Origin of the sequence: Streptomyces sp. NPDC002328 (assembly GCF_042890065.1) — a bacterium.
Lineage (GTDB): Bacteria > Actinomycetota > Actinomycetes > Streptomycetales > Streptomycetaceae > Streptomyces.
The window spans coordinates 1-13,743 of the sequence record NZ_JBIARQ010000005.1 but is presented as its reverse complement, the minus strand read 5'-3'; the positions used below and the strand labels follow the sequence as shown (position 1 = coordinate 13,743).

Annotated in this window: 3 protein-coding genes; 2 read left to right on the top strand and 1 reads right to left on the bottom strand. The window is 74.9% G+C overall.

Going from position 1 to position 13,743, the window contains the following annotated elements; all coding sequences use genetic code 11:
- Positions 1-27 precede the first annotated feature (27 nt).
- Positions 28-12,519: an amino acid adenylation domain-containing protein gene (locus tag ACFYX4_RS15110; protein ID WP_389331796.1), complete on the top strand. Its 12,492-nt coding sequence runs from the start codon at positions 28-30 to the stop codon at positions 12,517-12,519.
- Positions 12,520-12,554: 35 nt separating this feature from the next.
- Here the strand turns inward: ACFYX4_RS15110 and ACFYX4_RS15105 are convergent, their stop codons facing one another.
- The gene (locus tag ACFYX4_RS15105) at positions 12,555-12,986 is read right to left on the bottom strand and encodes a DUF2809 domain-containing protein (RefSeq protein ID WP_389331793.1); all 432 of its coding nucleotides are present in this window, start codon (positions 12,984-12,986) and stop codon (positions 12,555-12,557) included.
- A gap of 431 nt (positions 12,987-13,417) precedes the next feature.
- Here ACFYX4_RS15105 and ACFYX4_RS15100 point away from each other — a divergent pair, with 431 nt between their 5' ends.
- Positions 13,418-13,618: a hypothetical protein gene (locus ACFYX4_RS15100; protein ID WP_389331790.1), complete on the top strand. Its 201-nt coding sequence runs from the start codon at positions 13,418-13,420 to the stop codon at positions 13,616-13,618.
- Positions 13,619-13,743: the final 125 nt, after the last annotated feature.

The window sequence follows — 13,743 nt, the reverse complement described above, 5'->3', positions numbered from 1 at the left end:
GGGAGCGGCAGGAAGAATGAACGGACGATGAGCGAGAACACCTTGTGGAGCGTCCTGCTGAGCGCTGCCCTCGAAGCGCCGGACCAGATCGTGGTGCACGTCCACGGCGACGGCAGCGAGGTGCGGGTGACGCATCGTCAACTGTTGCGTGCCGCACGGCAGGTCGCGGGCGGGCTGCGGGCGGCCGGGGTGCGGCCGGGCACCTGTGTGCCGTTGGTCGCCGACCGCAGCGAGGACTTCCAGCCCATGTTCTGGGGGCTGATGGCCGCCGGTCTGGTGCCGGTTCCGCTCGCCGCCGACGCCCGCCGGGTGCTGCCCGTGTGGGAGCACCTCGGCCGCCCGCCCGTGTTCGTCGACGCCGCATGTGAAGCGCTCACGCGCCAACTGCCCTCCGAGGCAGTCGTGTTGCGGCTGGACGACCTGCGGGACTCTCCGGAAGCGACCGAGCTCCCGGCGTGCGGGCCCGACGATCTGGCCTTCGTGCAGTTCTCCTCGGGCAGCACCGGCGTGCCCAAGGGCGTCGAGCTCACCCACGCCGCCGTGACCGCCAACCTGGGCCAGATCGTGGCCGCCTCCCGCCTCACCGACCGCTCGGTGATGGTGAGTTGGATGCCCTACTTCCACGACATGGGCCTCATCGGCACCCACCTCGCCCCGCTCGCCGCCCGCGCCAAGCAGGTCAAGACGGGCCCCCTGGCCTTCGCCCGCCGGCCCGCCGTCTGGTTCGAGACGGCCACCGCGCACCGGGCCACCCATCTGTCCGCCGCCAACTTCGCGCTCGCGCTGGCGGCCCGCCGGATCTCCGAGGAGGAGATGGCGCGCTTCGATCTCAGCAGCGTCCGGATGGTCGTCGTCGGGGCCGAGCCGATCTCCGCGTCCGTGTGGCGCGACTTCGCCCGGCTCACCCGCCCCGCGGGCCTGCCGCCGCAGGCCCTGCAACCCGTCTACGGACTGGCCGAGGCCACCCTCGCGGTGACGTTCCCGCCGCCGGGCGAGATCGCCGTGCCGGTGACCGTGGACCGCGTCGCGCTGAGCCGGGGGCAGGTGGTGGACGTATCGGCGGCCGGGGTGACGGCCGGGCTTTCGGCTGGGGTGACGGCCGGTGCTGCGACCGTCGAGATCATGGACACGGGCCGTCCCGTGCCCGGCTGCTCGGTGCGGATCGTCGACGACTCCGGCCGCTTGCTGGGCGACCGCCGGGTCGGGCACATCGAGGTGCGCGGACCCCAACTCGCCCGTGGCTACCACGCGTTGCCCGACGCCACCGCCGACGCCTTCGTCGACGGCTGGCTGCGCACGGGCGACCTGGGCTTCCTGCGGGACGGCCGGCTGTGCGTCAGCGGACGCCACAAGGACGTGCTCTTCCTGAACGGCCTCAAGCACCATGCCGCCGACCTGGAGGACGTCGCCGCCACCACCCCGGGCCTGCCGTCCGGCGTGACGGCGGCCGTCGTGGGCTCCACCGACCCGGCCACCGGCGGCGAACGCGTCGTCGTCTTCGTCTCCTGGGCCAGACCGCCCCGCACGGCCGCCGAGGTGCTCGAACGCGTCGCGGCCCGCGTCGGCGAGGCGCTCTTCCACGACGACGTCCGGGTCGTCGCCCTGCCCCCGGGCGGCTTCCCCCGCACCACCAGCGGCAAGCTGCGCCGACATGTGCTGAGGGAGCGGTTCGAGGAGGGCCGGTATCAGCGGGTCGTCGTACGCAGGGTCGGTGGGGAGGGCGTCGCGCCGCTGGAGGGACCTTCGGGGGTCGGTCCGGGTGGGGGCTCGGGTGACCCGCGTGTGGCTGACCCGCGCCCGAGCGGCCCGCGTTCGCGTGCGGAGGCGGAGCGTGGGGTGCGGGCGGTCTGGGCGCGGGTGCTGGGGCTGCCCGAGTCGGGCTTCGGGGTGCGGGACTCGTTCCGCGCGCTGGGCGGCACCTCGCTGAAGGCCATGCAGGTGCTGGCCGAGCTGGAGGACGCCTTCGGCGTGCCGCTGGAGACGGCGGCGCTGCGGGCGGGGGAGGACACGGTGGCGGCGCTGGTGGATGAGCTGCTTGCCGGCGAGGTTGTCGGTGGGGGTGGGGTCGAAGGCCGGACCGGTGGCGGGGCCGAAGGTGGGGCCCGTGATGGGCGCGGGGCGGGTGCGGACGCCGACGCGGGCGTGGGTGTGAGCGCGGGTGCCGGGGTGGGCGCGAGCGCGGGTGTCGAGGCCGACGCCATCGCCGTCGTCGGCCTCGCCTGTCGTTTCCCCGGCGCCGACTCGCCCGAGGCGTACTGGCGGCTGCTCGTCGAAGGCCGGGACGCCGTCACCCCCGTCCCACCGCACCGCCGGTCCACCTGGGACGACGAACCGGACAAAGCCCAGGCGGGCGAGGCCCGTTGGGGCGCGTTCCTGAAGGATCCGGCCGCCTTCGACGCCGACCGCTTCGGCATCGGCGACGCGGAGGCCCGCACCCTCGATCCGCAGGCCCGCCTCCTGCTGGAGCTCGCCCACGAGGCCCTGGAACGGGCCGGATACGCCGGACCCCGCCGCCGGGCCCACCGCATCGGCGTCTACACGACCGGCGGGGACAGCGGCTACCGGGAGATCCTCGCCCGCGCGTCCGCCCATGACGGCGTCGGCATGCCGCCCTCGGCGCTGACCGGGAACCTGCCCAACCTCCTCGCCGCGCGCATCGCGCAGACCTTCGACCTCGACGGCCCGGCCCTCGTCGTCGACACCGCCTGCTCCTCCGCCCTGGTCGCCCTGCACCTGGCCCGGCGCGCCCTCGCCGCCGGCGAGTGCGACATAGCCCTCGTCGGCGGGGTCAACCTGCACCTCACCGCGACCGCGCACCGCATGCTGCACGCCGCGCAGGCGCTGTCGCCGACCGGCCGCAGCCGGGCGTTCGCCGCCGACGCCGACGGCTTCGTGCCAGGTGAGGGCGGCGCGATGCTCGTCCTGCGGCGGGCCGAGGACGCCCGGCGGGCCGACGACGACGTGCTCGCCCTGGTCCGCGGCACCGCCGTCAACAACGACGGCACCTCGCTGAGTCTGCTGGCCCCCAACCCTGCCCGTCAGCGCGAGGTCATCACCGCCGCGTACGCCGCAGCGGGCATCGACCCCGCCCAGGTGACGTACGTCGAGGCCCACGGCACCGGCACGGCGATCGGCGACCCCGTCGAACTGAAGTCGCTCGCCCACGCGTTCCCGCCCCGCGCGGACGGGCGGCCCCGGCTGCTCGGCTCGGCCAAGACCAACATCGGCCATCTGCTGAACGCCGCCGGTCTGCCGAGTCTCGTCAAGGTCGTGCTGGCGCTGCGCCACGGCCAGGTCCCGCCCTCGCTGCACGCCTCCCGGCCGTCCCCGGCGACCGCCCGGTCAGGGTTCGAGGTGCCCGGCGAACTCGTCGCCTGGCCCGCACCCGCCGAGCCCGGCCCGCGCCTCGCCGGCGTCAACGCCTTCGGCTTCGGCGGCACCAACGCCCACGCCGTCCTCGAACAGGCCCCCGCCGTCGGTGAACAGGCCTCCGCCGGACGTGAGCAGGCCCCCGCTGAAAGGCCCTTGGATGCGGGTGTCCTGGCCGGCGAAGAGTCCGGTCCTCACCTCCTCGCGCTCTCCGCCGCCACCGCGCCCGCCCTGCGCGCCGTGGTCCGCGGCCTCTCCGCTCACCTTGACGCACATCCCCGGCTCACCGAGCCCGACGTGTGCCTCACGGCCGGGACGGCCCGGGACGACGACCGTCACCGGCTCGCCCTCGTCTGCGACGGCGACCTGCGCGAGCGACTGTCCGTCCTCGCCGCGTCCGCCGCCGCCGACGGCACGCGGCAACTGCCCGCTGACAAAGACACATTCACCGGCACGGTCGCGGCACGTCCCCGCCTCGCCTTCCTCTTCCCCGGGCAGGGCGCCCAACGTCCCGGCATGGCAGCGGAGTTGTACGCCACCGCGCCCGTTTTCCGGGACACCCTCGACGAGGCGTCCGACATTCTCGGCCCGCTGTACGGCCGTACCCTGACCGACTGGTCCACCGACGCCCGCCTCGACCCCGCCGAACAGGCCCGCACGGAGATCGCCCAACCCGTGCTGGTCGCCTTCGGCGTCGCGCTGGCACGGCAGTTGGGCGCGTGGGGCGTCGTACCGGACGCCGTCGCCGGCCACAGCGTCGGGGAACTCGCCGCCGCCTGCGCCGCCGGCCTGCTGTCCCTGCCCGACGCGGTCCGCTTCGCGGCCGAACGCGGCCGTCTGATGGCCGAGTCGACCGAGCCGGGCGCGATGGCCGCCGTGCGGGGCGGCGAGGACGTGGTCGACGCCCTGGTCGCCGCGTCGGACGGCGCTCTCGCCGTCGCCGCCCGCAACGCCCCCGGCCGCCTGGTGCTGTCCGGGACGCGCGGGGCGGTCGAGCACGCCATGGCGGAGCTGACCGTGCGCGGAGTCGCCGTACGCGGGCTGCGGGTGAGCCGTGCCTTCCACTCGCCCCTCATGGAACCGGTCGCGGACGCGCTGTACGCCGCCGGCGACGCGCTGTCGCCCGTCGCGTCCCGCATCCCGCTGCTGAGCACCCTGACGGCGGACTGGCAGCCCCGCCCGGACGCGGCCCACTGGCGCGAACACGCCCTGCGTCCCGTCCTGTTCGGCGCAGCGGCACAGCGGCTGGTCGAGGACGGGTACGACACCTTCGTCGAGATCGGGCCCGGCACGGACCTGCCCGCCGCCCTGCGGGAAGCGGCCTCCGCGGCCTCCATGGCTTCCGAGGCTTCCGCCGCAGCCGGGCACGCCGGGCGCGGTGGCCCGGTGACGGATCACCTGCGCCCGCTCACGACGCTGTCCGCGCTGCCGCCCGCTGCTGGCTCCTCCGCCACTTCCGCCGCGTCCGCCTTCGCGGGGGACGCATCGTCGAGCGCCGGGGGTTCTGCCGCGCTGCTGCGCACGGTCGGCCGGTTGTGGGTGCACGGCGTCGCCGTGGACCACGCCGCGACGGCCCCCACCGGTCGCCGCGTCCCGCTGCCCACCTACCCCTTCCAACGGCGGTCCTCCTGGCCCGGCCCCGACGTCACCCGGCTGCTGCACCGGGTCGCCTGGACGCCGGCCCCGCTCCCGGCTGCCGATGGGTATCCCGAGACGCTGGTCACCGGGCCTGACGCCGATGCCGTGCGGGAGTTCGGCTTCCGGCTGGCCGCGCGCGGAGTCCCGGTGCTCTACGCGGGTGCCGACCGCGCGCACACCGTCGTCCACCTCGCGCACGGGAAGAGCACCGACACGTCGTCCGCGTCGGCCCACTTCCGGGGCGCACTGCGGGAGTTCGACCGGGCGGGGGCCCGGCGTCTGCTGCTGCTCACCGAGGACGCCCACCACACCGGTACCGGCGACGGCGAACGGCCGCGTCCCGAACAGGCGTTGCTCACCGGTCTCGCCCTCGCCCTGCCCGAGGAGACCCCGGGCGCGACACTGATCTGCGCCGACCTGTCCTCTCAGGAGACGCAGGACCAGAGGCTCGCGGCCGTGCTCGCCGAACTGACCGCCGCCGCCGACCAGGATCCTTCAGCCGTCGTCGTCGCGTGGCGCGCGGGAGTTCGCCTCGCCCGGACGATTCAGCCGCTGCCCACTTCCTTCGTCCCTGTCCCCGTCGACGTCATCGACCCCTTGCCCGCCGACGGCGTTTACCTGATCACGGGTGGCGCGGGCGGCGTCGGTGCCGCACTCGCCCGGGACCTGGCCGGTCGGGGTCGCCCCACGCTCGTCCTCACGGGCCGCTCCGCACCACCCCCCACCGCACTGCTCGCCGAACTCACCGACCTCGGAGCCAAGGTTCGTTACCTGCCCGCCGATGTGACCGACGAGCGCCAACTCGACGCCCTGCTGGCTGAGATGCCCGCGCCGGACGTCGTCGTCCACGCGGCCGGAGTGGTGGTACCCGGGTCGCTGCGGGCCGCCGATCCTCGGGACTCGGAGCGTGCGCTGGCCGCCAAGACCCACGGCAGCCGTCTGCTGTCCCGGGCCCTGCGCCGCCACGGTCACCGGCCGCGTCTGTGCGTGGCCCTCTCGTCGGTCGCCTCCGTGCTCCCCGGCGCGGCGGGCGCACTCGGCGACTACGCGGCGGCCAACGCCTACCTCGACGCCTTCGCGGCGGCCGAACGCGCCGAGGGGCGCACCTGGTTGGCGCTGAACCTCGCCGCCGTCGCCCGCACCGGCCTCGCCGCCGCCTTCGACGGCCACACCCCCGTACGGGTCGGCGGCACACCCCTGTCCGTCGCAGACGCCCTGGCCGCCCTGCGCGCCGCCTGCGCCGTCACCGACACCGCCCAACTGGTGGTGGCCGACCTGACGTCACCGGAACCGAAGCCGCACACCTCCACGCCAACACCTGTGTCGGCAAGGCCACTTGTGTCGCCTCCCAAGCAGACGGAACCCGCCGCCCTCGCCCCCCGTCGGGACGGCACCCCGCACTCACCCGGCGAGACCCCCGACACCCGCACCCTGGTGCGCAACCTCCTGGCCGACGCACTGCACTTGACGCCCGACGCCGTCGACGAAAACCGGGCGTTCCTCGCGCTCGGCCTCGACTCGCTCGCCGCCGTCGACCTGGTCAAGCGGCTGGAACGTGCCCTGGGCCGCGACCTGCCCACCACACTCTTCTTCGAGTACCAGACCGTGCGCGAGCTCGCCGCCCACCTCGACTCCCCGCCCACCGCCGACGACGCGCCCCCCGTCGACACCGTCACCCTCCCGGCGTCGGAGAACACCCCGTTCCCTCTCACCCCCGTCCAACTCGCCCTGCACACGAGCAGCTTGCTGTACCCGGACACCCCTGCCCGCGGATGGGTGCGCCAGACCGTCCGAGGCCCCCTCGACGAAGACGTCCTGCGCCGCGCGCTCACCGCACTCGCCGAACGCCACGGCATGCTCCGCATCAGGATCCGGACCCGGGCCCGGACGACGCACGACGGCCACGAGACACACCAGGTCGTGACGCCCGCGACCGCGCAGGAGACCTGGTTCGAGACCCGGCCCTGCCCCGGAGGCGGCGAGTCACTCGAAGCGCTGGAGGCGGAACTCGCCAACCGCCCCCTGGACCTCACCGCCGAACCCCCGCTGCGGGCGCTGCTCGCCGTCGAACACGCCGAACTCGCCCACCTCGTCCTGGCGGTGCACCACGCGGCGGCCGACGGCTACAGCCTGAACGTCCTCTGCACGGAACTCTGGACGCTCTACACCGACCTCGCCCTCGGCCGCACCCCCGAACCGTTGCCGCCCACAACCGACTTCGCCGCGTACGTCGCCCAAGCCACCCCCACCGCCCAACCCCCGCACCCCGCCCACGCCGACGACACCGCGTACTGGACGGCCCGCCTGGCCGACCGCCCGCCCCTGCCCCTGCCCTACGACGACGACCTCGACGCCGAGCAGGGCCCCGGACCGCTCGCGGCCCTGAACGGCGCGCTGGACGCGGACCTCGTCGCCGCCCTGCGCGACCGCGCCGCCCGGTGGAACGTCTCCCTGTTCCACCTCCTCCTCGCCGCCTACGTCCGGTGCCTCGCCCGGTGGACCGGGCACGAGGACGTCACCGTGAACGTCGCCAGGGCCGGCCGGGACGCCCGGATCCCGGGACTCGACCGGCTGGTCGGCCCCCTGGCCGACACCCTGCCCCTGCTGTGCGCCGCCGCACCGGACGAGCCCCTCGCCGACCTGGCGGAACGGGTGCGCCGGGCCTGGCTGGAGAGCGAGCGGCACGCCACGGTGAGCAGCCTGGACCTCGCCCGGCTGCTGCCCGGCGACGCCTCGGGGCCGCGCACGGCGAGCCCGGCGAGCTTCAGTTTCGCCCGCTTCCCGGCCCCCCTGGACCCGGACTGCCCGGTCACCGTACGGGCGACCGCGGCGGGCACCGGCTCGTCCGCCACCCGGCTGAGCCTGCTGTGCTGGGAGGACGGCCCCCTGCTGCGGCTGTCCTGGAACGTCCCCGAGCGCCTCCTCACTCGCGCGACGGTCACCCGTCTGGCCGCCGACTACCGGCGCGAGCTGCACGACGCGACCACCGTGCCGACCACGTCTCCCGGCGGGTCCGCGAAGGCGACGGTCGTCGGCCGCGTCCTCGACCGCTTCCGCGCCGCCCCCGAGGCCGTCGCCGTCGACGACGGCCGTACGACCCTCACCTACCGGGAGCTGGACACGGCGTCCCACGCCCTCGCCCGCCGCCTGCGCGCGCGGGGCGTGCGGCACGGCGATCTCGTCGGGCTGCTCACCTCGCCGGGCCCCGACACGGTCGTGGCCGTCGTCGGCATCCTGAGGGCGGGAGCCGGATGGGTGCCGCTGGACGCCGAGTACCCCACGGCCCGGCTGACGGAGCAGACGGCCCGGTGCGAGGCACGCGTCGTCGTGCACGACGACCGCACCCGACCGGCCGCCGAGGCCCTCGCCGCCGTGACCCCCGTTTCCGTCGCCGACGAAACCGACCACGCCGAGACCGGGATCGATACTGGGACTTGGACGGTTGATGCCGATGCCGACGCGACCGCGTACGTCATCTTCACGTCCGGCTCCACCGGCCGCCCCAAGGCTGTGCCCATCACCTTCCGGGCCATGGAGAACTACCTCGACTGGGCCGTGGACACCTTCGGTTACGGCCCCGGCGACCGTCTCGCGAACACCGCCTCGCCCTGCTTCGACGCCTCCGTACGGCAGTTGCTCGCACCCCTGCTGACCGGGGCCACGGTCGTCACCGCCGACCGGGACCTGGTGCGCGACCCGGAGTTGCTGCTGCGGCACGTGGAACGCGCCCGCATCACCGTGTGGAGTTCGGTCCCGTCACTGTGGGAGCGGATGCTGACGGCCGCCGAGGACATCGTGCGGCGCGGTGAGCCGCTGCCCGACCTGTCCGCGCTGCGCTGGGTCCATGTCGGCGGCGAGGCGCTGTGGGCGGACCGGGTGCGCCGCTGGTTCGACCTGTTCGGCGACGGCCGGCGCATCGTGAACCTCTACGGCCCGACCGAGTCCACCATCAACGCCACTTATCACATCGTGGACGAACGCCCCGCCGACGACGCCACGGCCCTGCCCATCGGCCGCGCCGTCGCCGGCGCCGAGTTGCTGGTCGTCGGCCCCGACGGCGAACCGCTCGGTCCCGGCGGCACGGGCGAACTGCTCATCGGGGGCGTCGGACTGACCGCCGGCTACCTCGGCGAACCCGAGCTGACCCGGGCCGCGTTCGTGTCGCGGGACGGCCGTCGCCTGTACCGCAGCGGCGACCGGGTGCACGTCCTTCCCGACGGCGCGCTGCGGTTCGTGGGCCGGCTGGACGACCAGGTGAAGATCCGCGGTCACCGCGTCGAGCCCGGCGAGGTGGAAGCCGTACTGCGCGCCCATCCGGACGTCGCGCAGGCGGTCGTCCTTGCGGACGAGGACCGCCTCCTCGCCTTCGTCACCCGCACGAACGCGTCGACGGAGTCGGTCGCGTCGGCGGCCGGGCCGGACGCGGTACAACTGCGGCGGCATCTCGCCGCGACGCTGCCCCCGTACATGCTCCCCGCCCGCATCACGCTCGTGGACGCCCTGCCGCTCACCGGCACCGGCAAGGTCGACCGGCGGGCGCTGCTGCACCGGACGACCACGCCGGCCGTGGTCGCCGCACCGACGACGATGCCGACTGTCAGCCCCGTGCCGACGACGATGTCCGTCACCGAGGAACGCCTCGGCCGTATCTGGTGCGAGGTCCTCGGCGTCGACGAAGTACAGCGGCACGACGACTTCTTCGACCTCGGCGGCGACTCGCTGCTGGCCCTCCAGGTCTTCGACCGGCTCGCCCGCCACGGCCGACCGCTGCCCAGGCCCACCGCGGTCTACCGCCATCGCACCCTCGCGGCGCTCGCCGGGGCCGTGGACGCCGCGGACATGAGCGGAACGGGTGGCAATCTCGGGGTCGAAACCGAAGCCGAAGCCGGGACCGAAACCGAAGCCGGGACCGAAGTCGAGGCCATCGAACCGGCACAAGCCGACGGCACGTCCCCCGCCCCGTACCCCGTCACCCCCAGCCAGCGCGGCTTCCTCCTCGCCGAAGCGCTCGCCCCCGGCACCGGCGGATCCTGGCTGACCCGGCTCCGGCTCAACGGCCCGCTGGACCGGGACCGTTTCCAGGCGGCGGTGGACGTCCTGGTGGTCCGGCACCCCATGCTCCGCACGGTCTTCCCCGCCGGGGCCAGACCGCCGGTGCAGCAGGAACTGCCCGTGTCGCTGCGGCTGCCGGTCGACTTCGAGACCGTCAGCGGACCCGAGGAACTCGACGAGCGGATCGAGACCGAACGCCGACGCCGCTTCGAGCCGTGGGCCTGGCCGCTGCTCAGGCTGCGCGTGCTCACCCTCACCCCGGGCGAGCACATACTCGTAGCGCACGCCCACCACCTCATCGGCGACGGCTACAGCGCCGCCCTCCTGCTGAAGGAACTCACCTCCGTCTACGACGAGTTGGGCCGCGGTGAGTCACCCGCGCAGTCCGGGCCGCGCGGCACGTTCCGCGAACACGCCCTGCGCCTCGCCCAGCAGGCCCTGCGTGCGGAGCCCACGACGGACGAGGAGCGACGACGTCGCGCCGCGCTCTCCGCCCCGTACGCCAAGCCGGTCCTGCGGGCCGGCACACCCACCGCCCCAGCGCCCACCGCCCCCGCACACGGCGACCCGCGGCCCGGAAGCTTCCGCACCCACGGCTTCGTGCTCGACGCCCCCACCGTGCGGGCGCTGCGCAAGATCGCCGCCGACGCGGGCGGCACTCTGTACGCTCCTCTACTGGCCGCCTACCACCGGGAGTTGGGCTCCCTGACCGGCCGGCAGGACCTGGTCATCGGCCTGGCGGTGTCCGGCCGCGACCACCCTCTGCCCGACATCCACCGTGTCTTCGGCCCGTTCGCCACCGCCGTGGCGGTCCGTCCCCCCGCCCCCGAAGTCGGCGCGCTCACACCGGAAGTGGACGCGTTCGCCGAACACGTCCGCCGTATCGTCGAGGAGACGATCGCCGCCCGCACCCACGAGGACGTCGTACCGCGCGACGCCGGCGGGCTGCCCCTCACGTCCCAGTTCTTCTTCACCTTCCTCGACTTCACCGCGCTCGGCCCGCTGAGCGGCGACAGCGGCAATTTGACATTCAGTCAGGAAGGTCTGGAAGGAAGCGAGTTCACGCCCCCGCCCTCCGGTACGGACGTCTTTCTCGCTGCGCGGCCCGAGGCGGACCGACTGCGGATCACCGTGCGGGGCGCGGCGACGGCCTTCGACGTGTCCTCGCTGGCCGCCTTCGCCGACGCCTTGCGCGACCGGCTCACCGCCGCCGTCGGCCCCCGCCCGGCACGTCGGACCGCACGGCTGCACGCCGGTGAGGCCGACCGCGCGGAACCCGGCGGCAGAGAGCTGGACGCCGCGCTCGTCGGCTATCTGCCCGCCCCCGCCCACCTGGCCCGGCTCGTCGGCGCGCCGATGGCGGAGTCGACGCGCGAGGACGTACGCCGACTGCTGTTCCCTTCCGGCGGGCCGCGCCTGCTGGAGACGACGAGCACACCGCTGGGCCGCTCGGGCTTCGTGGCCGTACCGCTGTTCGCGGACGAACTCGCCACGCACGGCACGCTGGTGGGGCACACCGTGCGCGCCGTGGAGGCCGCCGCCGCGCTGGGCGCGCGCTGTGTGTCGCTGGCCGGCATGATCCCCTCGCTCACCGGCTACGGCTTCGACGTCCTGCGCGCCTCCCAGGCCGCTTCTCATGCCTCCCACGCCTCGCTCGCCTCCCACGCCTCCGTGGAGGTCACCACCGGGCACGCGGCGACCGTCGTCTCCGTCGTGCGCACCGTGCACGCCGCGCTGGAGGCCGCCGGCCGGGACCTGGCCGACGCGGAGCTCGCCGTCGTCGGACTGGGCTCCATCGGGGCCTCGGCCCTGGAACTGCTGCTCACGCTCGCCGAACGCCCGCCCGCGCGGCTCCTGTTGTGCGACGTTCCGGGCAGCGGTCCGCGGCTGAGCGACCTCGCGGACCGGCTCAGGGCGCGCGGGCCGGCCGGGCGGACCGCCGTCCACGCCTGCGACCCGGCGCTCCCCGACGCCGTGTACGAGGCGGACCTGATCGTCGCGGCGGTCAGCGGCGGCGGGACCGTCCTCGACGTCGACCGGTTGCGGCCGGGCACGATCGTCGTCGACGACAGCTTCCCGCACTGCTTCGACACCGCACGCGCCCTCGCCCGTATGCGCGAGCGCGAGGACGTCCTCGTCGTCGGCGGCGGACTGCTCTCGATCGGGGCCACGCGGCGCACTCTGGCGGACGGCCTGCCGTCCGTCGTCGCCTCGGCCGACGGGGCGGCGCAGCACTGGCTGGAGGGCACGCTGGCGTCCTGCCGCGCAGAGTCCCTGCTGTACGCCTCCGGGGCAGACGTCCCGTTGGTGCGCGGCTTGGTCGACGCGCCGACCGCCCTCGCCTACTGGCGGGCGGTCGAGCGCACCGGGGCCGCCGCCGCGCCGCTCCACCTGCTCGGCGAGGTCCTCGCCCCGGGCCTGCCGGCGGCACTGCGCCGACACCAGTACCGGCGTCGCTGACGGCACCGGCGGCACCGAGCAGCCCGCCCCGCGTTCTACGCGCCCACGCTCGGTGCCGCCGCCCGTCCCCGCACGGCAGCGTGGACGAGGAACCCCGCGCCCGCCCCGACCGCGTACCAGAACAGGTCGGGCGGGTCGAAGGTGGAGCCGAGCACCAGGCGGGCGACGACGCTGCGCCGGGAGAGTTCCGCCGGCACCGCGCTGAGCTGGAGGAACTCGACCGCCCAGCTGACGGCCAGGGCGCAGCCGGCGGCTCTCAAGGGCGTCGTCCTCGGTGCCACGAGGACGACGAGGGCGAGGACGAGGACGGTGTACAGCGCGTCCCCGCCGTACTTGGCCACGTCGCCCGCCGCCACGGCCCTGAGCCCCAGCCCCGCGCCGACGGCAGCCGACGCGGCCACGGCCGCCGCCCCTCGGGTACGGGCCGTACCCGCACGGAACTCGTCATCTCGGAAGGTCTCCTGCACGGAGGCATCCTGCCCCGGACGGCGTCCGAGAACGGCGTCCGACGGGGGCGCGCACTTCATGGGAGCGGAAAATCCGGGAACCCTGCACACCACGTCGCGCCAGGAGGACGAGACCTGAACCGCTCGTGACGAGCGGATCGAGAACGGCGGCGCGGGGACGCGACGAACGCCCGCCGATCCGCTCGTGGGCGGTCCCGCGGCCCATGAGCGGGGAGGCTCTGTGAAGGGCGGGGCCGCATTCGGTCACCGGGGGGTCACACCCGTGGAGCCCGCTCCGTCGGCGGGCCCGGCCGGGCCCGGGAGCCGCTGGTCGGCGCTCCGTCCGGCGTGCTTGGATCCATCGCGTCGTGGAGTTCCCGGAACCGGTTCCGTACCTCGGGACCCCGGTGGACTCCGTCCGTGGCACAGCCTTATGAAGGGAACCGCGCGTGATGAACCTCGCCCCCCAGGTGGAAACCGTCGAGCTGTCCGAATCCGACCTGGACAGCGTCACCGGCGCCGGCGTCACCGCCGCCGGGTCCGGCGGGCTCCAGTTGGAGACGCCGCTCGTGGGCCTCTGCGCCGACGTCGCGGCCGTCGCCTCGGCGGAGGGCGTCGGATCTGCCGCCGCCGTTCACACCACCGCTGCCTGACGACAGCGCGTACCGGCCGGGGGGCCCCCCTAGCGGGAAAACACAAAAGGGACGCCGCGGCGGGCACCCCGCGTTGGGAGGCCCGGGCGCCCCCAGGGGAGCGGGGGGGGCGGGGCGCCGCCCCC